The following is a 26,918-nucleotide window of genomic DNA, read 5'->3' on the forward strand; positions in this document are numbered from 1 at the left end:
GGCTCGGCTCCGCCGCCACAGGCCCGCCTCCGTCCGTCCGTTCAGCCGGAGGATTTGTCGGAGGGGAGGGGCGGCGGGTTCCCCGCCGACGGCGTGGCCTGAATCACACGAACAGAGGGTCGAACGAAGCGCCGCGGGGAATGCATATCCCGGCCGCAGCGCGCCCGAAGCCGATGCGAGGATGAGCCCGCCATGACTGCCGGGTGGTGTACGCGCACCGTGCGGGCCGCGACGTTCGCGGCCCTGTGCGTCGTGCTCGCCGCCGCCGGCCACGTCGTGATGTCCGGGACACCGGTGCCCTGGTGGGCACTTGGTGCCGCCGCGGTCGCGACCGGCCCGGCCGCCTGGTGGCTGGCGGGCCGGGAGCGCGGCCTCGCGGCGGTCACGGGCGCCACGGTCGTGGCGCAGGCGGTGCTGCACACGGCGTTCTCGCTCGCCCAGGCGGTGGCGCAGCCGGGCGGCGGCCTGAGCCTTGCCAGGCGGTGGGCGCAGTACGTGTGGTGCGCGCCGCCGGAGAGCCCGGCGCCGGCCGGGGCCGGGTCGGCTCGTACCGCCGCGGCCGTGGAACACGCCACCGCGCACCACCACCCCACCGCGCAGCACGGCATGGAGCACGGCCCCGGCCACACCGGGACCGGGACCGGGACCGCCGAGCACGCCGGCGGGATGGCGCACTTGGGGCACGGCGGGGGCGAGATGTCCTCCCTCGGCATGCTCGGCGCCCACCTGCTGGTCGCCCTGCTCTGCGGGCTCTGGCTGGCGTACGGCGAACGGGCCGCGTACCGCATCCCGCGCACCCTGCGCCTGCTCGCGGGCTGGCTGGCGGCGCCACTGGCGGTGCCGCTCACCGCACCGCCGCCGCCCGCGCTGCCGAAGGTCCGCTGCCACCCGGCGCGTTCGCCGCACCGGCGGCGGCTTCTGCTCGTCCACTCCATCACGTCCCGGGGCCCGCCCGGCCGCGTCGCCGTCCGCTGACGACAGCCGGTCACCCGAGGCAGCCGCAGGAGCCGCAGTGCTCCCGTGCCTCGGGCATCGGTCGTGCGCAGACGTATCGCTGCCCGCGACCGCCCCTTTCACCGGACCTCGCCGCCTCATGCGCGGGTCCGGATCACGGAGTCCGAGAAGGAAGCCACATGGCCACATCCGTCATGCCTGATTTGTCCGAGGAGTCGATCACCGCCTGGGCGCTCGCCGCCCGCGGCGGGGACCGCGACGCGCTGGAGCACGTCGTCCGCGCTCTGCAACGCGACGTCCGCCGCTACGTGATCTACCTCGGGGTGGATCCGCAGACCGCCGACGACCTCACCCAGGAGACGTTCCTGCGTGCCCTGGGCAGCCTGCACCGCTTCGAGGGCCGCTCCTCGGCACGTACCTGGCTGCTGGCCATCGCGCGCCGTGCCGTCGTCGACAGCCTGCGCCGGGCCTCCGCCCGCCCGCGGGCGGCGGACACGGACGACTGGCAGTCCGCCGTCGAGCGCGCCCAGCCGCGCGGCCTGCCCGGGTACGAAGAAGCGGTCGCGCTCGCGGAGTTGCTGGCCCTGCTGCCGGCCGAACGGCGGGAGGCGTTCGTGCTGACGCAACTCCTCGGCCTGCCCTACGCCGAGGCGGCGCTGATCAGCAACTGCCCCGTGGGCACCGTGCGCTCCCGCGTCAACCGCGCCCGCAGCACGCTGGTGCGCCAACTGCACGAAGCCGAGCTGGCGGGCATCGCGCCGGTCGCGGCCTGACCGCGGCCACGGCACGCCGCATGCCCGGCCGCCGGTCCCCAGCCCAGGGGGCCGGCGGCCGGGCGTCTCACGTCCGCCCCGCCGCACCGACCCGCTCCGGGCGGGCGGGAACCCGTCCCCGGTCCCGCGCGACGACTCCGGTGCCGCGGGGTGCTGCGGTGACGGACGCGAGGCGCGAGGCGAGAGGAGCGGGTGCAGGGTGCCGGGCAGCAAGGTGACCGCGGAGCGCGCGACCGACGACGTCGTGCCCCGGATGGCGCCGCCGCGGGCGGCCGGAGCGCGCCGCCGCGCCGGCCGGGTCGCCGGGCTGTTCCTGCTGCTCGTCCTGCTGCTCGTGGGCGTCGTCGTGCTGCTGATCGGGCAGGGCTCCATCGACGTACCCGTGGGCGACGTGCTCCGCATCCTCACCGGCCAGTCCACCGAATCGCAGACCCACCGCACCATCGTCCTGGACGCCCGGCTGCCCAAGGTCGTCGCCGGCCTGCTGGCCGGGTCCGCGCTCGCGGTGGGCGGGGTCCAGATGCAGACCCTGTTCCGCAACCCGCTGGCCGACCCCTTCGTGCTCGGAGTCAGCAACGGCGCCATCCTGGGCGCCTCGATCGTCATCCTCGGCACCGGCGGCGTGGGCTGGCTCTCCGGCCTCGGCGTGGTCAGCCAGCTCGGGGTGACCGGCGCCGCCGTCGCCGGCGCCGCGGTGGTGCTCCTCATCGCCCTGGGCATCGCCCGCCGCGTCGGTGACCCCGTCGTGGTCCTCGTCGTCGGCGTCATGCTCGGCTACCTGGCCGGCGCCGTCGTCGACATGCTCGTCTACTACACCGACCCCGACCGCCTCCAGGCGCTGACCACCTTCACCCGCGGCTCCGTACGCAACGTGACCTGGAGCGAGCTGCGGATCGTCGCCGCGGTGTGCGGCGCGGTCCTGGTGCTGTCCGTCTTCCTCGCCCAGCCGCTCAACGCCCTTCTCCTCGGCGAGCGGTACGCCGCCAGCCTCGGCGTCCACGTCCGCCGGATCCACATCCTCTCGCTGGCCGGAGTGGCCGTGCTCTCCGGAGTCGTCACCGCCTACTGCGGCGCCATCGGCTTCGTCGGCCTCGCCGCGCCGCACCTGGCCCGCGGCCTGCTGCGCACCGCGGACCACCGGCTGGTGCTGCCGGCCGGCGCGCTCATCGGGGCCGTCATCGTGCTCCTCGCCGAGTACGTCGCCGGCGGCAACGGGCTCACCGGCACCTCCCTGCCGCTCAACTCGGTGACCGCGTTCGTCGGCGCGCCGGTCATCCTCTGGGTGCTGCTCTCCGGCCGGGCGCGGAGGGAGGGGCGATGACCGGGCGGCCCCCGCCGGTCCTGGAGGCCGTCGCGGTCACCGCGGGCTACCGGCGCCGCCGCCGCCGGCCCGCCGTCACCGTGCTCCGCGACGTCCACCTCGCGGCCCGGCCCGGGGAACTGATCACCCTGATCGGCCCGAACGGCGCCGGCAAGTCGACGCTGCTGCGCAGCCTCGTCGGAGCACAGCCGCTGCTGGCCGGCCGCGTGCTGCTCGACGGCGCGGACCTCACGGCCCTCTCACCCCGGCAGCGCGCCCGGCGCCTCGCGATCACGCTCACCGAGCCCGTCGATGTCGGCCTGATGAGCGTCGAGTCGGTGGTGACGCTGGGCCGGCTGCCGTACCGGACCTGGCTCGGCCGGGAAGCGGACGAGGACCGCACCGCGGTCCGCCGCGCGCTCGCCGACGCCGGCGTCGGGGAACTCCGGCACCGCATGCTGAGCGACCTGTCCGACGGCGAACGGCAGCGGGTCATGGTCGCGCGCGCACTCGCGCAGCAGCCCGCCGTGCTGGTGCTGGACGAGCCCACGGCCTTCCTCGACGTCGCCCGCCGGATCGAACTGGCGGCGATGCTGACCCGGCTCACCGCGGCGTCCGGCGCGGCGATCGTCCTGTCCACCCACGACCTCGCGTTCGCGCTGCGCCGGGCCGACCAGGTGTGGCTGGTGGAGTCCGACGGCACGGTGACGTCGAGCGCTCCGGAGGACCTGGCGTACGGCGGTGCCGTCACCCGTGCGTTCGCGGGGGAGAACATGTCCTTCGACGACGCGGCGGCCACCGTCGTCGTCGACGACGGCACGACCGGCGCCGCGGTACACGTCGTCGCCGGCGACGGGCGCGCGCGGCTGTGGGCCGAGCACGCCGTACGACGCGCCGGCTGGGCCCCCGCACCGGACGCCTCCGGTCCGGTGCTGCGGGTAGAGCCCGGCGAGCCGTGCCGCTGGCGGCTCGAAAGGGCCCCGGCGCCGGACACCGCACCGGCCGAGGGGACCGGCTTCGACTCCCTCGTGGCGCACCTGCGCGGCCGTACCCGCACCCGACCCCGTCAGTCCACGGACAGCAGGAGAACAGCACCATGAGAAAACGCATCCCCACGGCCGCGACCGCTGCCCTGCTGGCGCTGTCCGCCGTCCTCGCCGGGTGCGGGGACTCCGGCCCCGCCGCGTCCGGCGGCAAGGCCCAACGGGACGGCTGCGTCGGCGACTACACCGAGGGCCGCGACTACTTCCCCGACAAGGCCACGGTCGAGGAGTCCGAGCTGTGGGACATCGGCTACCACGACTCGTACAAGACCGTCACGCTGGACGACAGCGAGAACGCCGGCGAGAAGCTGACGTACGTCCTCTACCGGTGCGGCACGCCGAAGCCGGAGGCCGCCGGGGAGCTGTCCGACGCCCTGTTCGTCGAAGTCCCGGTCACCAACGCGTCCGTCACCTCGTTCAACGCCCTGGCCATGGTGGACCGGCTGGGCAGGAACGACACCGTCACCGGCCTCAGCGGCGAACTCCTCGGCTGGACCGAGCACGACGAGTGGTACGCGAAGGTGGCCGGGGAAGCCGGCGGGCCGCGGTCGGTCGGCGAGTACACGGATCTCAACCGCGAGGTCGTCCTGGGCCTGGAGAACGAGGTCGTCTTCATGTCCGGGTTCGGGCAGGGCTTCGACGACGTCAGCAACGCCCGGGCGGCCGGTCTGCCGGGTGTGAGCGTGTCCAACCGGATGGAGCGGCACGCGCTGGCCTCGGCGGAGTGGATCAAGATGATCGGCGCCTTCTACAACGAGGAGGCCGCCGCGAACGCCGAGTTCGAGCGGATCCGGTCCGAATTCCGCGACGTCCTCGCCACGGTCTCCGGCAAAGCCGGCGCCCGCCGCGCGGGCTACCTGTGCGTCACGCCGGAACGCGGCTGCGAGTTCGTCTACGCGCACGGCGAGGACACCCTCATCGGCCGCCTGCTCGCGCAGCTCGGCGTCAGCAACGTCTTCACCCGCGGCAACGGCGGCCCCAACGGCAGGCCCTACGACTACGAGGAAGCCGTCGGCACCGGAGCCGACGCCGACTTCTTCGTCGTCTACGACCCGATGGAGACGACGCGGCAGACGCTGGACGACGACCCGCGCATGAGCCGGTTCGCGCCCTTCGAGAACGGCGACTTCATCGCCGGAGTGGACGACAACTTCGACGAGTGCCGGGCGAAGACCTACCTGGACGTGGACGTGCTCATCCGCGACTTCGCCATCGGCCTGGCGCCCGACCTGTTCCCGGGCGAGCAGGGCACCTGCTTCACCCGCGCCCCCTGACCGGCCGCCCGCTCTTACTGCACAATGGTTGCAATAACTTTCGATGTGCAGGAGGGGCGGGCATGGGCTCTTCGATCGTGCCGGGTACCGAGTCGCCGTACGAGGAGGCCGGCGGCGGAGGCGCCGGCCCGCAAGGCGGTCGCGGCCCGATGACCACCACCGTCCGTGTCACCCGCGGCGCCGAACTCCTCGCCTGCACCGACGCCCTGCGGTCGGTCTACGCCGACGCCTTCGGCACTCCGCCCTGGAACGAGGACGAGGCGCAGGCCGCCGAGTTCGCCGCCCGCCTCCCGGACGACGCCCGGCGGCCCGGCTTCACCGCCGCGACCGCCGTGCAGGGCGGCCGGCTCGTCGGCTTCACCACCGCCTGGACGACCCCCAGCCCCTTCCCCCGGGACCGCTGCTACCCCCAGGCCGCCGCCGGACTGGGCCCCGAGCGCACCGCGCGGTGGCTCTGCGGTGCGCTGGAGATCGACGAACTCGCCGTCGCCCCGGCCGCCCACGGCACCGGCATCGCCGCCCGGCTCCTCGAAGCGGTCATCGCGGACGCCCCGGAGGGCCGCGCCTGGCTGCTCACCTCCGTCCAGGCCCCGCGGGCGCTGGCCTTCTACCGCCGCCACGGCTGGACCCAGGTCACCCACCCTTCGGCCGACGGCAAGGGGATCGTCGTCTTCCTCGGCCCCGGCCACCCCGCGCGGTCCCAGGCGGCCCTTTCTGCCTAGACCCACCGGAGCCCGGCCGGCGGCCCCCCCGCGGCCTACGTGCCCACCCGGCGGGCCTCGTCCTCGCCGACCGGCTCTCCGGCCGTCACTCCGTGCAGTACGTGCGCCAGGACCTCGGCGCCGCGTACCACGCGCGGCCCGGGGCGGTTGAAGTACGCGGGGCCGTCGAGGACCCAGACCTCGCCCCTGCGTACGGCGGGCAGTTCGTGCCAGCCGGGCAGGCCGGTCAGCGCGGCCTCCCACTCGCGCAGCGTGCGCTCGGGTGCGAAGCCGCAGGGCAGCAGCAGGACGACGTCCGGGCGGGCGGCCCGCAGTGCCTCCCACTCGACCGCCTTGGTGTGCTCGCCCGGCCGCGCGAGCAGCGCGTCGCCGCCCGCGTGGCGGATCTGCTCCGGCACCCAGTGCCCGGCGGGCCACAGCGGGTCGAGCCATTCGACGGCCGCCACCCGGGGCCGCGCCCGGGTGCGCAGCCGGTCCGCGGCCGTCCGCTCCACCTCCGCCAGCCGGGCCCGCAACTTCGCGCACCGCCGCTCGGCCACGTCCCGTACGTCCAGCAGGTCGCCGACCCGGAGCAGGCAGTCCAGCACGTCGTCCAGGGTGCGCGGCTCCAGACTGAGCATCCGCGGTCCCTCGCCGGCCAGCATCCGCACCGTCCGCGACACCGCCTCGTACGACACCGCGCACACGTCGCACAGGTCCTGCGTCAGCACCACCTCAGGTGCCAGGCCGGCCAGTGCCCCGGTGTCCAGGGTGTACAGCGACGAGCCCCGGTGCGCGGCCCCGCCGACCGCCGCGGAGATCTCCCGGCTGCTCAGCGCGTCGGCGTCGAAGCCGGCGCTCGTCACCACGGGCACGTGCGCGACCGCCTCCGGCGGCCAGTCGCACTCGTGCGTGCGGCCCACCAGGGCGCCGGCCAACCCGAGTTCGGCCACGATGTCGGTGGCGGCGGGCAGCAGGGAGACGATGCGCATGGGACGAGGGTAGGCGGGCTCTCCGGCGGTGTGCGCGTACGGGCTCGTAGACTGCGCGCGGCCCGTCCGTTCGACGGGTCGACAACTGAAGGCGTTCGCGACTGGGGAAAGCCGGTGGGAGTCCGGCGCTGACCTGCAACCGTGAGCGGCAGCCGGGCACGTGCCCGCCCTGCCGCGAGCCGGACCGCCCACCGCGCGCGTGCACTGCTTCTCACTGTCACGGTCCGCAGCGTGGAGCCCCGAGTCGCCTCCGGCGCTCCTGGCCCCTGCCGCATCCATCCGGATGGCGCGCCAGGGGTCTTGGTATCGGCGGTGGCGGTACGGGCCCGGGTGCCGGCCGGGGAAGGACGGCACCTCGTGAGCGACCGTGCGAGAGGGACGGTACGGGCGGCGGCGGCACTGGCCGCGACCCTGCTCCTGGCGGCCCCCGCCACCGCCGAGGCGGACGCCCCCGCCGGCACCGACGCCCCCGCGCTCGCCTCGCCCGCGAGGGCCGCCGCGACCTGGATGGCCGGGGAACTCACCGACGGCACCCACGCCTCCGGCGACCACGGCCTGACCGCGGACGTCGTCCTCGCCCTGGCGGCGACGGGCACGGGCGGTGCGGCGGCGGAGAAGGCCACCGACTGGCTGGAGGACGACGTCGCGTCGTACGTCGAACGCGGCGGGCCCGGGACCGTCTTCGCCGGCGGCGCCGCCAAACTCGCCCTCGTGGCCGCCGTCCAGGGCCGCGACCCGGGCGACCTCGGCGGCCTGGACCTCACGGGGAAGCTGCTCGGGCGGATGCAGTCGGACGGCCGCTTCACTGACGACGCCCCGGGCGGCGACATGTCGAACCTGTTCACGCAGTCCCTGGCGGTCCTGGCCCTGGCCCGCACGGGCGACCTGCCGGACCGGGCGGCCGACTTCCTCGCCGGGTCGCGGTGCGCGGACGGCGGGTATCCGCTGGTGTTCCGCGCGGACCCCGCGCGCTGCAAGTCCCACACCGACTCCACGGGCCTGGCCGTACAGGCACTGCTCGGCGCCGGCCGTACCGCGGACGCCGCGCCGGCGCTGGACTGGCTGGAGACCCAGCAGCTCGACGACGGCAGCTTCCGCGACAACGGCTTCGGCACCCCGCCCGGCAACTCCAACTCCACCGCCCTGGACGTCCAGGCGCTGGCCGCGGGCGGGCGTACGGGCCCGGCGGCCAAGGGCGTCGCGTGGCTGAAGTCCCGCCAGGTCGGCTGCACCGCCCCGGCCGCGGACCGCGGCGCGGTGGGCTACGCGGAACCGGTCGCCGACGGCACGGCACTGCGCGCGACGGCACAGGCGGTCCCGGCGCTGGCGGGGAAGTCGCTGGCCGAGGTCGACGGCACGGACGCGGTGCCCGGGCTGGAGGACAGCGACTGCTCGCCGCCGGGCGGCGGCACCGGCGGCGGCTCGGGTGGCGGGGGCACGGACTCCGGGGGCGCGGACTCCGGGGGCACGGACTCCGGGGGCGCGGACTCCGGGGGCGCGGACTCCGGGGGCGCGGGCGGCGGCACCGATTCGGGCGGCACGGACTCCGGCGGCACGGGTACGGACGGCGGCACCGCGGGCGCGGACGCCGGCGGCTCCACGACGACCGGCTCCTCCGGCGGCGCCACCGACGGCGGCTCGTCCGGCGCTCCGGGCCCGCCCCCCGACTCCACCGGCGGCACCGGCCCCACCGGCGGCAGCGCCCCCACCCCCGACGGCGATCTGGCGTCCACCGGCTCCCCGGCCCTGCTGCTCGCCGCCGCCGCGGCAGCCGCACTCGCCGCCGGCGCCGCGGCCGTAGCCCTGGCCCGCCCGCGCCGAGCACGCTACTGACCCGTACCGCACCTCCACCCCCGTGGGCGGCTGCCAGTTCCGCATCGCCCCCGGCGACGAGGTCGCCTTCACCTGGACAGAACTCTGATCGCGGGCAGTACCCGCGAGCGCCCGGAAACCGCCGTCGGTAGTCGGCGGGACGGTCCCGGCGCAACACGGCGCTTAGGAGCCCGAGTTGGGCGGCAGGCGCTCCGGGCGCCGGTGGGACGGGTCCGCAGCACCCTTGCGAGGGGCATTCTTTCGTGGTCCGATGTTGACGACCTTGGTGGTCAAAAGCAGTTCGACTGTCGCAACCGAATCAGCGCCGCCCAAAGCGAAGCAAGAGGTTCGAATGCGCAACGAAACGCTGGAGAGCCTTGTCCTCGGCGACGTACTCCGAGAGCGGGCCGCAACCCATCGAACAGAGACCTTCCTCAAGTTCCACGAGGGTGAGGTCACCTACGGCGAGGTCGACTCGATGGCCGACCGCGTGGCCCAGGGACTGGCCACCGCGGGCATCGACCGCGGCGACCACGTCGGCGTGATGCTCCCCAACTGCGCCGACTTCATCCACGTGATCTTCGCCCTGGCCCGGCTGGGGGCCGTCGCCGTGCCGATCAACGTCGGCTACCGCGGCGAGCTGCTCCGCCACGTCCTGCACAGCTCCGACGCCTCGAAGCTGATCATCGACGCGCCGTACGCCGACAGGCTGCCTGCGGTGGTTCCGCACCTCCCCGACCTGGCCCGCATCGTCGTACGGACCGAGGGCGCCTCCGACGTCCCGCTCCACCGGCTCGGCAAGCCCGCCGTGACGCTGTCCAGCCTCCTGTCCAACGGCGCGGAGGCGCCGCGCGTCGACGTCGGCTTCGGCGACCTCCAGGCGATCATGTACACCTCGGGCACCACCGGCCCCTCCAAGGGCGCGATGGTCCCGCACGCCCTGGCGCTGACGTGCGCGCTTGACTCGCTCGACTTCCTCGACCGGTGGGGCAAGACCACCTACTGCCCGCTGCCGCTGTTCCACGCCGCCGGGCTCTGGGACGGCGTGATGTCGGCGCTGCTGGCCGGCGGGGCCATCGCCATCGTCGAGCGCTTCAGCGCCTCGCGGTTCTGGGACGACGTGCGCAGGTTCGACGCGCAGGTCGCGATGAGCGTCTTCTCCATGATCCCGATCCTGCTCAACCAGCCGCGCACCGAGCGCGACAAGGAACACCCGCTCCAGACCTTCTACATGGGCAAGTCGAGCCTCGACGAGCCGCTGCTGGAACGTTTCGGAGTCCGTTCCGTGGAGACCTACACCAGCACGGAGGTCGGGATCGCCACCGCCAGCCCGTACGGCGAGTGGCGGCTCGGGTCGTGCGGGCAGGCCCACGAGGAGCGGTTCGAGGTGGCGGTGGTCGACGAGTGGGACCGCGAGGTCGGTGCGGACGAGCCGGGCGAGCTGGTCGTACGGCCCAGGCAGCCGTTCGTCATCACGACCGGGTACTACGGCGCGCCCGGGGCCACCGCCGACTGCTTCCGCAACATGTGGTTCCACACCGGCGACCGCGTGTGGCGCGACGCTGACGGCTACTTCTACTTCCTCGACCGGATGAAGGACGCCATCCGGCGCCGCGGCGAGAACATCTCGGCCTTCGACCTGGAGTGCGAGGTCAACCTGCACCCGTCGGTCCTGGAGTCCGCAGCCATCGGCGTGCCCTCCGAGCTGGGCGACGAGGACGTCAAGCTGGCGGTCGTGCTGCAACCGGGAGCGGCGCTGGAGCCGGCCGAGCTGGTGGCGTTCTGCGCGGAGCGGCTGCCCCGTTCGATGGTCCCGCGCTACATCGAGTTCATCGATGCTCTGCCGCGCACGCCCACCGACAAGGTCGCCAAGTACCGGCTGCGGGCGGAGGGCGACAACGGCCTCACACCCGCCACCTGGGACCGGGAGGAGACGCCGTGAACTGGGAGGACACCCCGGAGCAGGCGGCCTTCCGGGAAGAGGCGCGCGCCTTCGTGCGCGACCGCTTCCCGTCCGGGTACGCGCCGGACCCCGAGGCCGAGCAGAGCCTCGAACCCGAGGACGTCTGGGGCTACAACTGGCCGGTCGACCGGCTCTCCGACGACCCGGCACGCCGCGCCGGGGCCCACGCGTGGGCGGCGGTCCTCGCCGAGCGCGGCTGGATCGCACCGCACTGGCCGGCCGAGTACGGCGGGGCGGGGCTGTCGGCGCTGGAGGAGTTCATCCTCCAGGAGGAGATGATGCGCGCCCGCGTCCCCACCGTGAACGGGATCGGCGCCTTCCTCCTCGGCCCGACGCTGCTGGAGCACGGCACCGCCGAGCAGCGCGCCGCGCACCTGCCGCCGATCGCCCGCGGCGAGACCACCTGGGCGCAGGGCTTCTCGGAACCCGGCTCCGGCTCCGACCTCGCCTCGCTCCGCACCCGCGCGGTCCGCGAGGGCGACAAGGCCACCGGCACGTACACCGTCAACGGGCAGAAGGTGTGGACCTCGCTCGGCCAGTACGCCGACTGGCTGTTCGTGCTCGTACGCACCGATCCGGACGCCGCGCCGCCGCACCGCGGCATCACGTTCCTGCTGGTGGACGCCACCTCTCCCGGTGTGACCATCCGCCCGATCACCGACATCCGCGGGGCGGCGCCGTTCTGCGAGATCTTCTTCGAGGACGTACGGGTCCCGGCGGCCAACCGGGTCGGCGAGGAGAACCGCGGCTGGTACGTCGCGATGACCGCCCTGAGCTTCGAGCGGGCCGGCATCGGCGCCACGATCAAGTACGAGCAGGCGCTCTCGGAACTCGTCGGCTACCTCCGCTCCGAGGAGGGCCGCGGATTCCTCAGGAGCGACACCAGGGCCGCGCTGCGCCAGGAGATCGCCCGCCGCCACACCGAGATCCGGGTCCAGTACAACCTCGCCCGGTACACGGTCTCCCAGCAGGCGGCCGGGGGAGTGCCCGGCTACGAGGCGTCGGTCAACCAGCTCTTCGGCGCCGAGCTGCACCAGCGCCTGGCCCGTACGGGCGCCTCGGCCTTCGGCCGGTCCGCCCAGCTCTGGCAGCGGCGCGACGCCCCGCTCGGAGCAGTCTTCACCCATATGTCGCGCGACTCCGTGGCCTCCACCTTTCTCGGCGGCGCGTCGGAGATCCAGCGTGATGTCATCGCCACCCGGGGCCTGAAACTGCCTCGCAGCCGATAACGACCGAGGAGGAATTCTCTCCATGTACGAGACCCTCGACCTGAAGATCGAGGAGCGGGTCGCCTGGCTCACCCTGAACCGGCCGGAGAAGCTCAACGCGCTCACCCCGACGACGATGCGCGAACTCCGCCGGTTCTTCACCGAGGTGGACGACGACGAGAACGTCTGCGTGGTGGTGCTGCGGGGGGCCGGCGAGCGCGCGTTCTGCGCGGGCATGGACCTCGGCTGGTCCGAGCAGCTCACCAAGCAGGAGCGGGTGGAGCAGGGCCGGCTCGGCGAGAAGACGTTCGCGATGATGGAGCGGCTGTCCGTCCCGGTCGTCGCGGCCGTGCACGGCTACGCCGTCGGCGGCGGGCTGGAGCTGGCGCTGGCCGCCGACTTCATCGTCGCCTCCGACAACGCCAAGATGGGACTGGTCGAGATCACCCTGTCCGCCCGCCCGCCGTACCGGCCGAAGATGACCGAGGACGGCGACCCCGACCAGCCGGAGTTCGGCGGGTCAGCGCCCGGCTGGGGCGGCGTCAAGCGGCTCCCGCGGCGGGTCGGCAAGGCGATGGCCAAGGAGCTGCTGTTCACCGGCGTCCGGCTCGACGCCGCCCGGGCACAGCGGATCGGCCTGGTCAACGACGTGTACCCGGCCGACGAGTTCGACAAGCGGGTCGGGGAACTGGCCGAGCGCATCGCGGCGATGAACCGGTACAACCTGCGCCTCGTCAAGGAACTGGTCACCCACGAGTACGACTGGATCGAGCCCCACCCGAGCTGAGCCCCACCCGAGCCGAGTCCCACCCGAGCCGAGTCCGGCCCGAGCGGAAGCGAACGAGGAGGATCTGTGCGGATTTACCGGATCGACCACATCGGCCAGGTCGCGCCGGAACCGGAGCCGCAGGTGGCGCTGCTGGAGGGCCTGTTCGGCTTCCGGCGCACGCGGAGCTGGGAGAACCCCGCCGAGGGCTGCCGCGGCGTACGGCTCGCGCTGCCCGGGAACCCGGGGCACACCTGGGAGGTGCTGGCGCCGGCGGGGGAGGGATCCGCGCTCCAGGAGTTCCTCGACGGCCAGGGCGGCCGTCCGGGCCTGCACCACGTCGCCGCCGAGGTCCCCGACATCGGCGCCGTCCGCGCCGAGCTGGAGGCCCTGGGCGTCAAGCCCACGGGCGGCGGGGAAGGGGGCTGGCTGGAGGCGTCGCTGTCGCCGCCCGAACGCGGGCCGGGCGTGCTCTTCCGGCTGCGCGGGTCCGGCGACCTCGCCCTGTGCGGCGACGGCCCCGCGGTGCCGGCGACCGCCGAGCCCGCGGACGCGCCCTCGCTCGGCATCGTCGCCCTCGACCACGTGTGCCAGGCGTTCCCCGACCGCGACGAGCTGGCCCGGTGGTACGCGCGGCTCGCCGGCTTCGTACAGGTCTGGCGGACGCCCGAGGACGAGCACCCGGACATGGCGGACCTCGTGCTGAACATCCCCGGATCGACGATCTGCTGGGAGGTCATCATGCCGCGCGGCGAGGACTCGTTCATCGAGCGGTTCTGGAACAAGAACGGCGCCGCCGCGCACCACGTGACCTTCGAGGTCGCCGACTGGGACCGGGCGCTGGCGGCCTGTGCGCACCACGGTGTGCCGACGTTCGGCGAGAACGAGGGCAGCACCGACGGCGCCGCCTGGCGCGACACGTTCATCCACCCGAAGCACACCGGAGGCGTGCTCGTGCAGCTCTTCTGGGAGGAGCGGCCCGGCGTGTGGGTGCGGTCCGACAAGATCCCGCCGGTGGACTGATGGACCTGACACTCACCGAGGACCAGGAGCTGATCCGGACCACCGCCCGGGGGTTCCTGGAGTCGCGAAGCGCGAGCGCCGGGGCCCGGGCGATGGCGGAGGAGCCCGCCGGCTACTCCGCCGCGCTGTGGAAGGAACTGGTCGAGCTGGGCTGGACCGGGCTGGCGCTGCCGGAGGCCCACGGCGGTCTGGGCACCGGCTTCCTGGAGCTGTGCCTGGTCGTGGAGGAGACGGGGCGCTGCCAGGTGCCGAGCCCGTTGCTGTCCACGGTGGTGTGCTGCGGGCTGCCGCTGGCCCGGTTCGGCACCGAGGAGCAGCAGGCGCGGTGGCTCGGGGCCATCGCCCGGGGCCGGGTCATGAGCGCCGTGCCGGGCCGCTGGGACGGCACGGGCGGCGAGATCGCCGCGGCCGAGCGGGACGACGGGTTCGTGCTGGACGGCACGGCGCTGTTCGTCCCGTACGCGCACGCCGCGGAGGACCTGCTCGTCGTACCCCGCGAAGGCCCGGCGCTGCTGGTGGACGCCTCGTCGCCGGGCGTGGGGCGCGAACGGCTCGACGCGATCGGCGCCGACCGGCCCTGCCGGGTCCGCTTCGACGGCGTGACCGTGCCCCGCGACCGCGCCCTGACCGCCGGCCGCCCCGTCGCCGACGCGATCGACGCGTACGGCGCCGCCGCCACCTGCGCCGCGATGGTCGGGGCGGCCCAGCGGGTCCTCGACATGACCGTCGAGTACGCCGCGGAGCGCGAGCAGTTCGGCCGGCCCATCGGCGCCTTCCAGGCAGTCCAGCACCACTGCGCGAACATGGCCACCGACGTGCTCAGCTCGCGCTTCATGGCCTACGAGGCGATCTGGCGGCTGTCGGCCGGCCTGGACGCCGCCGCGGAGGTGTCGATGGCCAAGGCGTGGGTGAGCGAGGCGTGCCGGCGGGTCTGCGACACGGGCCACCAGGTGCACGGCGCGATCGGCTTCACGTACGAGCACGACCTGCACTTCTTCTCCCGCCAGATGGCGGCCTGGGCGCTGGCCTTCGGCGACGCCGACCACCACTGGAATCGCGTGGCCGACGGACTGGGGCTGGACGCCTGAACACGTGCCGGTGGCGCCGGAGTGAGGCCGGATCGGTCCCGCGACGGTCTTCGCTTCGGCGGGCCGGCGCCGTCCTGTCTGCCGGCCGTGCTGATCGCGGTGTGAGGTGTGGCCGGGGTCAGATCCAGAAGACCTCGGTGGTGGCGGTCAGGGCGTCCGCGCCCGGGGCGGGGTTTGCGCGGCCGGAACGGGCCGTGCCGCCCGTGGCGAGTACCGAGCCGTCGGGCAGGGGTACGGCGGTGCAGAGGTAGCGGCCTGTGGCCATGCCGCCGGCGGGTGTCCAGCTCCGGGTCAGCGGGTCGTACAGGGCTGCGGAGGCGTAGCCGGTGTCCCGGGTGGCGCTGTCCGTGCCGCCCAGTACCAGCACGCTGCCCGAGGACAGGGGTACGGCGCGGTGGCAGGTGCGGCCCTCCGGCATGTTCTCGCCGACCGTCCACGCGCCGGTCGCCGGGTCGTACCGCTCGGTGCGCCACTGGCTGAAGGGCACGAAGCCGCGCTCGAAGCGGATGCCCGGGCTGTCGCCGCCCGTGACCTGCACGGTGCCGTCCCGCAGAAGCGTCGCCTGGTGGCCGGCGCGGGCGGTGTACAGGCTGCCGGTGCGCGTCCAGGTGTCGGCCGCCGGGTCGTACAGCTCGCAGAAGCCCTGCCCGATGCCCCTGCCGCGGCCGGTGCTCCGCCGGCCGCCGACCGCGAGCACCCGGCCGTCCTCCAGCGGCACCAGGGGGTGGGCCAGCCGGGAGTCGGCCATCGGCGCGGCGGGGGTCCATGCGCCGGTGGCGGGGTCGAAGACTTCGGCCGAGAACAGGCTGCGCCCGGTCGCCCGCGGGGCGCGGTCGCCCTCGCCGCCGGTGACCAGGACCCGCCCGTCGGGCAGCAGCGCGGCCGCGTGCAGCGACCGGGCGGTGGTCATGTCGCCGGGCGTCGGGGTCCATGTGCCGGTGGCGGGGTCGTACAGCTCGGCCGAAGCCAGCCGCCCGCCCTCCTCCGCCTCCGGCCCGGCCGGGCCGATGCCCCCGGCGACCAGCACCGTGCCGTCCACGAGCACCGTGGAGCTGTGGCCGTGGCGGGCGGTGCCGAGGGCTCCGGTGGCGGTCCAGGTGGTGGCCACCGGGTCGAAGAGCAGCGTCTCGTCGGTGGGTACGCCGTCCGCGAGGGCGCCGCCGGCGACCAGTGCCGTGCCGTCCGCCAGCGGGACCGCGCCCTCCGCGGGGCCGAACCACCGGCGTGGTGAGGGGAGTTCGCCCGCGGGGAACCACCTGCCCGCGGCCGGGGCCGCGGCCCCGGCCGGCGCGGCCCCGTGGACACCCGCGGTGAGGTTCGTACGTCGTGTCATCGCTCCGGCTCCGTATCCCGCCCGTTCCCTGTCCTGCCCGCCCATTCCGTGCACGCGCGCCCCGCCTGTTCCGTGCACGCGCCCGTCAGGGAGTGAAGATCTCCGTGGTGTCCGTGACCACGTCGCCCCTGTCGGGCACCGCGGCTCCCGACCGGACCAGCCCGCCCGCCACCAGCACCCCGCCGTCGGCGAGTTCGGTCGCGGCGAAGGCCCACCGGCCCTCGACCATGCCGCCGGTGGCCGTCCACTTACGCGCCTGCGGGTCGTAGACCTCCGCGTTCTGGTAGCCGACGTCGAAGGTGGAGTCGTCGGTGCCGCCGATCACGAGGAGCCGCCCCGAGCGCAGCAGGACCGCCCGGTGGTGGCTGCGGCCCGTGGACATCCCCTCGGCGGCGGTCCACGCCCCGGTCGCCGGGTCGTAGCGCTCGGCGGTCCACTGGCTGTAGGGGTTGTACGTCCAGTCGTCCTGGAGCCCGGGGCTGTCGCCGCCGGTGACCAGCACCGTGCCGTCCCGGAGCAGGGTCGCCTGGTGGCTCTTGCGTACGGAGCGGAGGTCGCCGGTGGGCGTCCAGGTCCCGGCGGCCGGGGCGTACACCTCGCAGAAGGACTGGCCCGCGAACAGGCCCCGGCCGATCGGGGCCATGCCCCCGGCGACCAGGACGTTGCCGTTGCGCAGGAGCACCGCCGGGTGGCTGGCCCGCGCGTCGTTCATCGGCTCGTCGGTGGGCGTCCACTCGCCCGTGGCGGGGTCGTAGACCTCCGCGGAGGCCAGCGCCCTCTGGGAGAGCGCGGAGCGGGGTGCCACGCCGCCGGTGACGAGCACCCGGCCGTCGGCGAGCAGCGTCGCGGCGTGCGCGAACCGGCCCTCGTGCATCGCGCCGGTGGCGGTCCAGCCGCGGGTGGCCGGGTCGTAGACCTCGGCGGAGCCGACACCCGCCTGGGACACGCCGCCGTACGGGCCGCTGAGGCCGCCCGCGGCGAGGACCCGCCCGTCCGTCAGCCTGGTCAGGGTGTGCAGGCGGCGGGAGACCGACAGGCTGGAGGCGGGCTGCCACTGTCTGGTCGCCGGGTCGAAGAGGACGGCGGTGTCCTGTGCGTTGCGGGCATGCTCCTCGCCGCCCGCCATCAGCACGGTCCCGTCGGCGAGGGTGACGGCGCCGGCGCCCGCGCCGGCCCAGTAGGTGGCGCCGGGCAGCTTGCCCGCGGCGCTCCAGGTGCCGGTGGCCACGGCGGCGTCGGCGGCCGGGGACTGCTGCCCTGCGGCCAGGGAACGGTGGGTGCTCACGGGGATGTCTCCTCGGGTCGGGCGGCCTGCGGGGGTTCGGTGATCTCGTACGGGCACACCAGGACCAGGTCCGTCACCGCCTCCGGGTTGAACCGGTCGCCGGCGCGCAGTTCCCCGGGCAGCGCCCGGATCGCCTCGCGGGGCACGGTCACCGTCACCGTCGCCTCCTCGCGCACCTGGAGGGTCACCCCGGTGAGCACGGCGTGCGGCTGGCCGTCCAGCGCCGGGTCGGCGGCGAGCCCGCCCTCGGCCCGGCCGCCCGCCGAGGTGGTGGCCAGGACCGGCAGCGGCCCCCGGAAGAACCGCAGGTACGGGGTGTCGGTGCCCGGCGCGGTGTCGCGGGAGAGCACCAGCACCACCTCGGCCCTGCCGACGCGGATGCCGAAGTCCCGGAAGAGGTAGGGGAAGCGGTCCCTGGTGACGGCGAACTCCAGCGCGGCCGGCTCCGTCCCGGCGGGCGCGAGGAAGCGGGCCCACCGGTCCGCGAACTCCCGCCGCCCGCTGAACGCGCGGAACAGGCCCTTGCCGCCACCCGCGTGCACCCAGCGGGTGAGGCCGTCGCGCAGGTCGTCCTCGGCGGCCTCGGCCAGGGTCGGTCCGCCGTCGCGTGCGGTGTAGCGCACGTGCAGCACCACGTCGGTGACGGAGGCGTAGTCGAACTGCCGGAACCTCACCGGCAGTTCGAGCTGCCATTCGCTGATCACGCCCTCCCCTTCGAAGGGCAGGTACCGCCGGTCGTGCAGGTCGGTCTCGAAGAGCCCGGTGTCCTCCTGGCCGGTGCTGGTCACGATGGACTGGACCGGGCCGCTGTGGTCGCGGAAGCGCGGGTCGGCCGCCTTGTCCCGGCCGTACGCCTGCCCCTCGGAGATCCGCGGGTCGACGCGGACGCTGCTGTGCAGCAGCCGGGCGGTCAGGTTGACCGAGGTGTACGGGCCGGCCACGCACGGCACCGTCAGGGCGACACTCCTGATCCGCCGCTGGTAGTGCCCGGGCCCGTCGATGTCGAAGAGCGCCTCGGGCAGCGAGACGAAGCAGCGGCCCGTCTCCTTGAGCCGCAGCAGCGCGCCTGGGTCGAACTGCGCCAGCGAGACGCGCTTGGTCAGCTCGAACTCGCGGGCGTCGGCCTCCAGGTAGGCGGCGTCCATCCGCGCGAGGTCGGCGGCCAGGCGGTCGCCGGCGAGCAGCCCCTTGTGCAGGCTGTCCCAGTAGCCGAAGGTGACGAACGCCGAGTCGGCGACGCCCAGTTCGTGCCGCCACGAGCGCTCGGCGCGCTTCGCCACGTCGTAGGCGAGCTGGTACGCCTGGAAGTACGTGGTGGAGAGCTGCCCCACCATCCAGTCGTACAGCTCGGCGCTGGTGAACTTCCCCTTGAGGAAGTCCGCGACCTCCCGCGCCTGCTCCCGCTGCCGGTCGTGGTTGTCCAGCTCTCGTTCCGCGATGGCGTGGCGGATCTCGGCCGCGGCGGTCTGCCTGTCGAGCTGTGCGCCCTCCAGCCGTGCCTGGTCCGCCTGGAAGGCCCAGTCCTCGGCGCGGCGCTGGAAGCCGCCCTGGGTCTGCGCCACCGACGCCTGGGTGGTCAGGTTCGAGGCGTAGGAGTTGAGCGAGCCGGACGAGCTGTTGATGGAGCCGGTGAGGTTGCTCCCGCCGAACCACAGCCCCAGGGTGAACGGCGAGCCCGCCTTGGCGTCCGGGAAGAGGCTGGTGACGGTGCCGAGCGCCTGGATGCCCGTCGCGATGTACTGGTAGGTCTTCGCCGTGGCGGACAGGTCGGCGTACGAGGTCTCGTACCCGTTCACGTACTCCCGGGTCGCGTAGTACTCGCGCCGGTGTTCGGCGACGGCCCTGGACCGCACGGCCGCGTCGTACGCCTCGTTCGCCTCGCGCACCTGCTGTTTACGCACCTCGCGGGTCGCGTCGAGCAGCGCCGTCTCGTGCCCGGCGCGCAGCCGGGCGAGCGCTTCGCCGTCCCGCTTCTCCAGCGCCTCCAGCAGCCGGGCGCCGAACTCCCTGACCTGGCCGGCCAGTTCCTTCGCCTGAGCGGCCACGGTCGCGAAGCGGTAGTGCGGCAGGGGGGCGCTGATGTCGTCGAGCACCTGGCCCAGGTCGACGCCCGCGGCAGCGGCCCGGGCCAGCAGGGACGGGTCGATCGGCGGACCGAACAGGGCCGTGTCGCGCCGCACGCCGTCGATGTCCAGCGAGTTCCGGATCTTGAACAGCCGGTCGGCGACCGTGTCCCAGTAGCCGGCGAGCTTGTCGTTGCGGGGCAGGCAGAAGTACTGGAGCCAGGCGAGGTTCACCCCGGGCAGCAGGCTCGGCGCGGGGTCGCCGCCGGCCCGGCCGACGAGGAGGTTCTCGACCGCGACGACGGCGTCGGCGAGCGGCCGGTCGCTGTTGAGGAGCCGGCGGTAGCTCTGCGGGGCCGGGGCGCGGCGGGTGATCTCCTCCGGAGGGCGGCCCAGCAGTTCGGCGGCCAGGACGTAGAGCTGGGTGGCCTGGTTGATGGTCTCCAGGGTGTCCTGGCGGAACAGCCGGTCCGCCCAGGCGATCAGGTTGTCCAGGTACTTCATGACCACGGCCTTCTGGTAGGCGGTGGTTCGGGTACGGGCGACCACGTCCGGCTGGAACGGGTTCCTGAGCCAGTTCCGTACCGCCTTCAGCGTCTCCTCGTCGCCGCCCGCGGCCTTCGCCAGGACCTGTTCGATGCGCTGCTCGTAGTAGGTGTCGCTGCCCGCCTCGAAGAAGGGCTTGGTGATCCAGAAGCGCTGCGGGCGCTCCACCTCGACGTCCCGGTTCGTGGGGTCGAAGATCCGGTGGAACCACTTCAGCGCCTCGTCGAAGCGCTGGTCGGCCGACAGCCGCTCGGCGATCAGCAGCGGCGCGTGGAAGAACAGCTCCCAGTTGTACTCGGCGTAGGAGTCGCCCAGCACGAACGTCACCGGCTCGGTGGGATACGGCTTGACGATCCGGTCCCGGTCGTCGGTGTACGGCTTGTACATGTCCGGCGAGGCGAAGTCGAACGGGCCGGTCCACCAGTCCGGATGGAGCTGGAGGTTGCGCTCGAACACCCCGGCCAGCCCCTTGCGCGCGTACTCGTCGAGGAAGGCGCCGGTGTGCGGGTGGTACAGCGGGACGAACCGGAAGTGCACCCGCGTCTCCAGCTCGGCGGCGAACGCGCCCTCCCCCGGGGAGCCGGCGACGGCCGCCCCCGGCCCCAGGGCCAGCGGGGCCGGCACGTCCTGCCCTTCCAGCAGGTAGGTGCGCCTGCCGTCGGAGAAGTACTGGAGGTAGTGCTGCCCGGTGTCGCGGAACTGGTGCGAGCCGTAGGTGCGGTACAGATGCGGCCCGGGGGTCGCCTGGAGCAGGTAGACGTTCCTGGGGTCGACCGGGTCCGAGGAGGGGTCGATGACGGACATGAAGCCCCAGGCGAGTCCCGGGAGGATCTCGCTCTCGACGCGCTCGTTGAACGAGATGCCGCTGAAGGAGGTGCGGGGCACCGGCGGCGGGCCGGTGTACGTCTCGGCCGGTCTCAGCTCGATCGGGTAGGTGTAGACGCTGTTGCGCGGGCTGAAGCGGAAGTTCCCGGAGATGTGGTGCGTGGGGTTCGGGGAGATGGAGTCGCTGTACACCAGCCACAGCAGCAGGTCGCCGGTCGCGGTGTCGATCTCGGGCAGCAGGACGTACATGTCGATGTTGTTGGCGGCGGGGCCGCCGAACCCGGGCTGCGTGAACAGCGCGCCGTCGGCCAGCTTCTTGGCCTCCCAGCCGCCGTCCGCGTACCTGCTCCAGTGGAGCTGGATCTTCCAGAACGTCACCGGGTCGGGCAGCTCCGCACCCTCCGCGATCGTGAAGGGGACCTTCTTCTGCTCCTGGGTCAGCGACGTCCAGAACAGGTACAGATGGCCGTTCCACACGATCGGCACGATCGCGTCGGTCTCGAAGTCCAGGTCGACCTTCTCCCACGGCGACCACGTGGAGCGGTTCTCCCACCGGCGGAAGTAGTAGCCGCCGGGGTCCGACTCGGTGCGGGCGAAGACGTACACGGTCTCGCCGTCCGGCCCGATGTGCCGGTACGAGCCGACGGGCCGCAGGTGCGCGATGTCGTCGAGCTTCTCCAGGTAGTGCAGGAACGCCTTCTCCGCGTTCGCCTCGGTCAGCTCCTTCTGCATCAGCTCGTTCTCCAGCTCCGCGAACTGGGGCGACTTGTCGAGCCGCAGGTCCGGCTCGAAGTAGTTCTCCGGGTAGAGGAAGACCTTCTGGTTGGCCTCCCACAGCCGGTACGCCTTCATCCACTCCCAGCGCTGCCAGTACTCGGCGTTGGGGTAGAGGAAGATGTCCTCCAGGTTGAGCTGGATGCGCTGGATGTAGAGCTGCACGCTGAAGATCGCCTGCGCGATCCGCGTGGTGAGCTGGGCGGGGCCCATCTCCACGTCGACGAGGAAGTAGTCGAAGAGCGTGTTGGCGTCGTGCCAGTACGGCCGGTCCTCGCGGTCGCGGCGGGGGTTGGCGATGAGGTGGCCGACCAGCGCCGCCCGCTGCTTCTCGCGCAGCTTGTCCCTGAGCGCCCCGCCGGCCGCCGGCCAGTCGCGCAGGCTGTGCCGGGCCTTTGCCGCCTGCCAGGCCGACTGCGCGGCCTCCGGGAGGAGATCCGGCGGCAGCCACTCGGCCGCCCGCTCGGCGGACACACCGATCCTGTGCACCAGGGCGATCGCGGCGAGCAGTTGGAGCAGGCCCTCCTCGCCGTAGAAGTCGGCGGGGGCGGTGAGCCCCAGCAGGCCGCTGCCGCAGAGCACGTCGAGGTCGGCGCGGTCCCACTGCGTCTGGCGGGCGAGTTCGGCGAGCACGTCCGCGGGCGTGGCGCCGGGGGCGCGTGCCGCGGTGAACACGGCTCGCAGGGTGGGTGCCCGGCCGGGGACGCGGTCGCGGAGCCGGGCCAGCCCCAGCAGCCGTACGAACCGTGCGAACAGCGGCGACGGGCCGGGCAGGACGGCCGTCGGCAGCGTGTTCGGGTCGAGCCAGCCGGCGGACGCCGCGTACCCGAAGACCCACGGGATCTCCTCGGCGGCCACCGACAGCCGGGACAGCAGCAGGGCCACCCGGTGCACCAGCGCCAGCGTGGTGAACTGCTCCGGGAAACCCTGCGGCGTCACCGCCACCGCCGGGTCGCTGCCGACGAACCGCGGCGCGAGGAAGTCCTGGAGCGCGGTCGGCTTCGACGGCGACCGCAGCCAGGTGCCGAGCAGCACGTCCGCGCTCGCCGCGTCCAGCCCCGCGGCCTGGCCCACCTGCTGCTTCACCGTGATCTCGCTCAGGGCGCGGCGCAGATACGGGTTCAGCCGCTCCAGCACGAGCTGGAACCGGGCGGCGGGCGAGGTCCGGTTGTCGAAGAGGGCGCTGCGGTCGGCGGCGGTGAGGAACACGTCGGCGGGCGCTGGCGGTTCCTCCTGGACCCGCGCCAGGGTGTCGACCGCCGCGCGGTACGCGTCGTCGTCCCAGGCGGCGCGGACCGCGGCGAGGTCGTCGGGCGGCAGGTAGGCCCGCGTGCACAGCGCCCGGCGGGACACGTCGTAGAACACCGTGCCGGACAGCTTCGCCGGAAGCTTCAGCACGGTCGGCTCGGTGTCGAGGGGCGCGGCGTACAGCGGCGGGCGCAGCGCCTTCATCCGGGTGGCGGCGAAGGTGCGGGGCGCGTCGTAGAGGATCCGCACGGCGGCGCGCCAGGCGGCGGTCGCCCCGGGCAGGGCGAGGAGGGTGTCCCGCTGGGCGTTGGTCATCGGCCCGGTGAACACCAGCAGCCCCGTCTCGCCGTCGTAGCGGACGGGGATGCCGGAGAGCTGGTACATCGCGTCGGGTACGGAGTCGAGGGCGACCGGGTACGCGAGCGTGCCGAGCAGGGTGGAGACGGCCTCCTGGGCGAGCGCCGTGTCCCAGCCGAGGAGCGCGAGGTCCTTCTTGGTCAGCTCGCCCTTCTCGTCGGTGGTCTGCGCGGTCTGCCGGTAGACGGCCTGGAGGGCCCCGCGCAGCGCGGTGAGGGTGGCGGACCGGGCGTCGGCGGCCGGGACCGGGCTGTCGTGGGCGGGCACGGTGGCGGTGAGGACCGCGTCGGCCTCGGGCACGGTGAAGCCGCGGGCGGCCAGCGCGTCGGCCGCGTCCAGGAACCGCTCGGTGGCGAAGGCCAGCGCGTCGACCGGGGGCAGCGCGGCCACGGGCGCGTCCGGGTGGCCGGGCCGGGCCGGGGCCCGGCCGGTGGCGAGTTCCGGCTCGTCGCCGCCGGCGGGTACGGGCAGCAGGGGGTGCGCCGGGTGTGCCATCGGCAGGCCGGAACCCAGCTCCGGTTCCCCGCCGTTGAACTGGTCCGGCGGGACGGGGAAGGGGCCGCCGCCCCCGTACAGCTCGATCAGCCGCAGCAGGTCGGCGAGCGACATGTCCAGCGCGCGGGCGAGGACGACGGTCCGGTACAGGGCGGACAGGTTGGCGAGGGTGAGCAGCCGGTTGGGGGTGACGGAGCGGGGGCCGGTGACCAGCTCGGCCAGTTCGGCGTCGGTGACCTCCAGGACGGCGAGCAGCGCGGAGGTGACGGCCGGCGCGAGCAGGTCGCCGACGACCGCCACCTCGGTGCGGGCGGCGTTCAGCGCGAACGGGCCGACCTGCCCGGGTTCGAGCTGCACGACGGTCGGGTCCAGGAACAGCCGGTCGTACAGCGGAGGGCGGTCCGCCGTCGCGTAGCGGTGGGTGGGCAGCGGGCCGTAGAAGACGAGCACCTGTTCGCGGGTCAGCCGCAGCCGCTCGGCGAGCCGCCGCGTGGCGACGACGCCGCGCAGGGCGGTGGCGTCCAGCCGGCCCTGGGTGCCGGCGGACATCAGCACGAGGTCGAGTTCGAGGGCCGGCCAGCCGAGCGCCCGCTTCAGGCGGACGAACCGGTGGAGGCGGTCGAGCGTGGCCGGGTCCAGCCCGGCCAGGTACAGGTTGTCGGTGGCGCAGGCCGGCCCGCCGTCGCTGCCGATGATCTCGACCGCCCCGTGCGGGTTGACGAACCGGGTGTCCAGGATCGTGACCAGCTCCGCGTAGACCGTGCCGGTGGCCTCCAGCATCCGCCGCACCACCGTCAGGTCGCGCACCAGCGCGTCGGGAGCGGTGTCGGCCGGCCTGCCGTAGAACTCGGCGAGCGTACGGGCCGGGTCCAGCGGCTCGCCCGTCACGATCCGCCCGCCGACCGGCGGCAGCCCGGCGCGCTCGACGGCCAGCGGGGTCCCGGTCGCGGCGGCGGGCCGCAGCGCGGCCAGCAACTCCTCGCGCGGGACGCCGAGATGGGCCAGGGAGACGCGGGTCTGCTCGCGCCACAGGTCGAAGGGCAGGCCGAACGGGTACACGGCCCGGCGCAGCACCTCGTACGCGCCCGTGTTCACGTGCTGCGGCTGCGCCCGCAGATGGGCGGGGTCGCCGCTGGTCTGCCGCTCGGTCGCCGGGATGCGGGTGGGCGAGACGACGTCCTCCAGCAGTTCGGCGACCAGGTCGGCGTACGGAAGCTGGAGGTTGGTGTTGTCGCAGGTCAGCTCGATGTCCCAGAGGTCGGGCCGGCGCCGGTACAGCGCGTTGGCGACATGGCCCTCGCCGCCGGGCGGCTCGGGGTCGCCCCCGATGCCGATGTCGCGCAGCGACAGGAGCAGGTCGACCAGGTACGCGGCCTGGCCGTGTACCGACCGGCAGTCGGAGCAGGCGCAGTAGGCGACCGGGCCGAACAGCTCCTCCCAGTCGGGGATCTGCGCGGTGAGCCGGTCGGACGGCTCCGGGGGGCGCAGCCACGGCACGTCGAAGTGGGACGCGGTGCGCAGGTCGGCGACGAGCGTGACCGCGGTGGCGTGGGCCTGCGCGGCGCGGGCGTGCACCGCCCGGGCACGCTCCTCGCCGAGGTCGCCGGCCAGATGCCGGACGAAGACGTCCCGGCCGGCCCTCGCCACGGCGTACGCGGAGTCGTAGCCCTTGGCGCGCAGGGCCCGCACGTCGTCGTAGCGCGGGGTGAGGACGGCCAGGCGCTGGATGCCGGCCAGTTCCTCGCGCGCGTCGTCGTCGGGCACCGTGGTGGCGTCGACCCGGGTGGCGGTGAGGTCGAAGCCGGGGTGGCCGGTGAGGAACCGCGCGGCGGGCGAGTCGGGGGCCGCGGCGGTCACGGCGTGGGCGAGGTGGGCGGCCGGGTGGGCCTGGGCGACGAACCCGGCGACCAGTTCGCCGTACGCGCCCTCGTCGTACCCGCCGTCGTCCGCCGTGCCGTTGCGCGCCGTGCCGTCGTCGTCGGGGCCCAGCGCGGCACGTGCCGACTCGGGCACGCCCGCCTCGGCGGCCAGCCCGGCCCAGTCCGCGCCGCCGAGCCGGACCAGCTCGGCCGGCTGCCGCAGCTCGCCGGCGTCGAACCGGTCCAGCACGGCCCGTACCAGCGGCACGTTGCCGCCGGTGGCCGAACCGAGGCCCAGGGCGAGCCGCAGCCGCTCCGCCTCGGCGGCCGGCAGCCCGGCCCAGAAGGCCGGCCCGTCGGCCCGGTCCAGCCAGGCGCCGTACACCTGCGCACGGCGCTCCGCGTCGGGTACGGCCAGCGCGAACAGCTCCGTGACCGGCGTGGCCGATTCCGGGCCGGGCGAGGCGACCGCGGCCACCCCCAGGTCCCGCAGCCGGCGCGCGAAGTCGTCGGCCGCGGCCGGTTCCTGAGGGTGGATCACACCCGTGTCGCCGGCGGCGAGCAGCGTGTCGCGCAGGCCGCCGGGCGCGAGCCGCGCCAGCGCCGGCAACTCCGGCGGCAGCCCGAGCCGGACCAGCCCGTAGAACAGCTCGGCGGGCAGAGCGGTGGCGGCGGCGTGCCGGGCGGCGGTGGCCGCGAACCGGAGCTGCGCGGTGCCGCGGCCCGTGGCACGGGCCAGGTAGCCGAGGTCCTGTCCGTCGCCGCCCCGGTCCAGCTCGGCCGGGTCCACGCCGTCGAGCAGCGGCGTCAGTTCGGCCAGCAGCCGGCCGTACTCCGAGGTGCCGTCGGGCGGCAGCGTCAGGTCCACCCGCTCGCGGGGCTCGGGCGCGGCGCGGACCAGCTCCGCCGTGTGCTCGCCGCCGTCCGGGCGCGCCACGGTGGCGCGGACGACCAGGTCCAGGGGCGCGTCGGGTGCCGGGTAGGTGAGGCGGTACGTGCCGTCGAAGCCGGTGGTGACCTGCCCGGCCGGCGACTCGGACCGCAGCCGGCGGAGCGCCGCGGTCACCGCCACGCCGGCGGCGGGCGAGCCGTCGTGCCGCGTCACCGCGCCGGTGAGCGTGTACGGTGCGGGCCGTTCGGGCCTGTCGGCTTCCGTGCGTGTGGCCGGCATGCGATTTCCCCTTTGTTTCCGTCACCCGTCGGTCAGGTCGAAGGCCCGCGCTCCGGGTATGGCCG

Annotated in this window: 16 protein-coding genes and 1 riboswitch; of the genes, 12 read left to right on the forward strand and 4 right to left on the reverse strand. The window is 74.3% G+C overall.

The features are described from left to right. Nucleotides 1–192: 192 nt before the first annotated feature. The 6 genes from QBL21_RS16215 (at nucleotide 193) to QBL21_RS16240 (ending at nucleotide 6,066) form a co-directional block, all read left to right on the forward strand. Entirely contained in the window at nucleotides 193–975 is a 783-nt protein-coding gene (locus QBL21_RS16215) for a hypothetical protein (protein WP_407562901.1), read from the forward strand. Nucleotides 976–1,133: 158 nt separating this feature from the next. Further along, nucleotides 1,134–1,727, forward strand: coding sequence for a sigma-70 family RNA polymerase sigma factor (locus tag QBL21_RS16220; protein WP_407562902.1), 594 nt, complete (start codon nucleotides 1,134–1,136; stop codon nucleotides 1,725–1,727). Between the two features lie 199 nt (nucleotides 1,728–1,926). Beyond that, a complete protein-coding gene (locus tag QBL21_RS16225; RefSeq protein WP_407562903.1) occupies nucleotides 1,927–3,048 on the forward strand; it encodes a FecCD family ABC transporter permease in 1,122 nt (373 codons plus the stop codon). Further along, a complete protein-coding gene (locus QBL21_RS16230) occupies nucleotides 3,045–4,127 on the forward strand; it encodes an ABC transporter ATP-binding protein (RefSeq protein WP_407562904.1) in 1,083 nt (360 codons plus the stop codon). The genes QBL21_RS16225 and QBL21_RS16230 overlap by 4 nt, the downstream gene beginning before the upstream one ends. Next, nucleotides 4,124–5,344, forward strand: coding sequence for an ABC transporter substrate-binding protein (locus tag QBL21_RS16235; RefSeq protein ID WP_407562905.1), 1,221 nt, complete (start codon nucleotides 4,124–4,126; stop codon nucleotides 5,342–5,344). Before QBL21_RS16230 ends, QBL21_RS16235 begins: the two co-directional genes overlap by 4 nt. A 149-nt stretch (nucleotides 5,345–5,493) precedes the next feature. Continuing rightward, the gene (locus QBL21_RS16240; protein ID WP_407566448.1) at nucleotides 5,494–6,066 is read left to right on the forward strand and encodes a GNAT family N-acetyltransferase; all 573 of its coding nucleotides are present in this window, start codon (nucleotides 5,494–5,496) and stop codon (nucleotides 6,064–6,066) included. Nucleotides 6,067–6,101: 35 nt separating this feature from the next. Here the strand turns inward: QBL21_RS16240 and QBL21_RS16245 are convergent, their stop codons facing one another. Next, the gene (locus QBL21_RS16245; RefSeq protein WP_407562906.1) at nucleotides 6,102–7,037 is read right to left on the reverse strand and encodes a cobalamin-binding protein; all 936 of its coding nucleotides are present in this window, start codon (nucleotides 7,035–7,037) and stop codon (nucleotides 6,102–6,104) included. Nucleotides 7,038–7,113: 76 nt separating this feature from the next. Continuing rightward, nucleotides 7,114–7,226, forward strand: a riboswitch (cobalamin riboswitch). 168 nt (nucleotides 7,227–7,394) lie between these two features. On the opposite strand from QBL21_RS16245, the gene QBL21_RS16250 reads away from it, so the two are divergent. From QBL21_RS16250 to QBL21_RS16275, 6 genes are all read left to right on the forward strand, one after another. Then, a complete protein-coding gene (locus tag QBL21_RS16250; protein ID WP_407562907.1) occupies nucleotides 7,395–8,870 on the forward strand; it encodes a prenyltransferase/squalene oxidase repeat-containing protein in 1,476 nt (491 codons plus the stop codon). Nucleotides 8,871–9,201: 331 nt separating this feature from the next. Then, nucleotides 9,202–10,791, forward strand: a complete 1,590-nt coding sequence (locus QBL21_RS16255) for an AMP-binding protein (protein ID WP_407562908.1) — start codon at nucleotides 9,202–9,204, stop codon at nucleotides 10,789–10,791. Continuing rightward, entirely contained in the window at nucleotides 10,788–12,041 is a 1,254-nt protein-coding gene (locus QBL21_RS16260; RefSeq protein ID WP_407562909.1) for an acyl-CoA dehydrogenase family protein, read from the forward strand. The genes QBL21_RS16255 and QBL21_RS16260 overlap by 4 nt, the downstream gene beginning before the upstream one ends. Nucleotides 12,042–12,063: 22 nt before the next feature. After that, nucleotides 12,064–12,807 carry an enoyl-CoA hydratase/isomerase family protein gene (locus QBL21_RS16265; protein ID WP_407562910.1) on the forward strand — a complete coding sequence of 248 codons (744 nt, stop codon included), beginning with the start codon at nucleotides 12,064–12,066 and terminating at the stop codon, nucleotides 12,805–12,807. Between the two features lie 66 nt (nucleotides 12,808–12,873). Continuing rightward, nucleotides 12,874–13,809: a VOC family protein gene (locus QBL21_RS16270; RefSeq protein WP_407562911.1), complete on the forward strand. Its 936-nt coding sequence runs from the start codon at nucleotides 12,874–12,876 to the stop codon at nucleotides 13,807–13,809. Continuing rightward, complete coding sequence (locus tag QBL21_RS16275) at nucleotides 13,809–14,897, forward strand: acyl-CoA dehydrogenase family protein (protein ID WP_407562912.1); 1,089 nt, start codon at nucleotides 13,809–13,811, stop codon at nucleotides 14,895–14,897. The genes QBL21_RS16270 and QBL21_RS16275 overlap by 1 nt, the downstream gene beginning before the upstream one ends. Before the next feature lie 118 nt (nucleotides 14,898–15,015). Here the strand turns inward: QBL21_RS16275 and QBL21_RS16280 are convergent, their stop codons facing one another. From QBL21_RS16280 to QBL21_RS16290, 3 genes are all read right to left on the reverse strand, one after another. Continuing rightward, entirely contained in the window at nucleotides 15,016–16,230 is a 1,215-nt protein-coding gene (locus QBL21_RS16280) for a Kelch repeat-containing protein (RefSeq protein WP_407562913.1), read from the reverse strand. 85 nt (nucleotides 16,231–16,315) lie between these two features. Further along, a complete protein-coding gene (locus QBL21_RS16285; protein ID WP_407562914.1) occupies nucleotides 16,316–17,515 on the reverse strand; it encodes a kelch repeat-containing protein in 1,200 nt (399 codons plus the stop codon). After that, complete coding sequence (locus QBL21_RS16290) at nucleotides 17,512–26,853, reverse strand: neuraminidase-like domain-containing protein (RefSeq protein ID WP_407562915.1); 9,342 nt, start codon at nucleotides 26,851–26,853, stop codon at nucleotides 17,512–17,514. The genes QBL21_RS16285 and QBL21_RS16290 overlap by 4 nt, the downstream gene beginning before the upstream one ends. Between the last annotated feature and the right edge of the window lie 65 nt (nucleotides 26,854–26,918).

The organism is Streptomyces sp. 184 (assembly GCF_045781775.1).
In the GTDB taxonomy this organism is placed as follows: domain Bacteria; phylum Actinomycetota; class Actinomycetes; order Streptomycetales; family Streptomycetaceae; genus Streptomyces.

What these genes read in the sequence shown, in the direction of transcription:
- QBL21_RS16215 (WP_407562901.1), top strand. Translation starts at nt 193, where the DNA reads ATGACTGCCGGGTGGTGTACGCGCACCGTGCGGGCCGCGACGTTCGCG.
- QBL21_RS16220 (WP_407562902.1), top strand. Translation starts at nt 1,134, where the DNA reads ATGGCCACATCCGTCATGCCTGATTTGTCCGAGGAGTCGATCACCGCC.
- QBL21_RS16230 (WP_407562904.1), top strand. Translation starts at nt 3,045, where the DNA reads ATGACCGGGCGGCCCCCGCCGGTCCTGGAGGCCGTCGCGGTCACCGCG.
- QBL21_RS16235 (WP_407562905.1), top strand. Translation starts at nt 4,124, where the DNA reads ATGAGAAAACGCATCCCCACGGCCGCGACCGCTGCCCTGCTGGCGCTG.
- QBL21_RS16240 (WP_407566448.1), top strand. Translation starts at nt 5,494, where the DNA reads ATGACCACCACCGTCCGTGTCACCCGCGGCGCCGAACTCCTCGCCTGC.
- QBL21_RS16245 (WP_407562906.1), bottom strand. Translation starts at nt 7,037, where the DNA reads ATGCGCATCGTCTCCCTGCTGCCCGCCGCCACCGACATCGTGGCCGAA.
- QBL21_RS16255 (WP_407562908.1), top strand. Translation starts at nt 9,202, where the DNA reads ATGCGCAACGAAACGCTGGAGAGCCTTGTCCTCGGCGACGTACTCCGA.
- QBL21_RS16265 (WP_407562910.1), top strand. Translation starts at nt 12,064, where the DNA reads ATGTACGAGACCCTCGACCTGAAGATCGAGGAGCGGGTCGCCTGGCTC.
- QBL21_RS16275 (WP_407562912.1), top strand. Translation starts at nt 13,809, where the DNA reads ATGGACCTGACACTCACCGAGGACCAGGAGCTGATCCGGACCACCGCC.
- QBL21_RS16280 (WP_407562913.1), bottom strand. Translation starts at nt 16,230, where the DNA reads ATGACACGACGTACGAACCTCACCGCGGGTGTCCACGGGGCCGCGCCG.
- QBL21_RS16290 (WP_407562915.1), bottom strand. Translation starts at nt 26,853, where the DNA reads ATGCCGGCCACACGCACGGAAGCCGACAGGCCCGAACGGCCCGCACCG.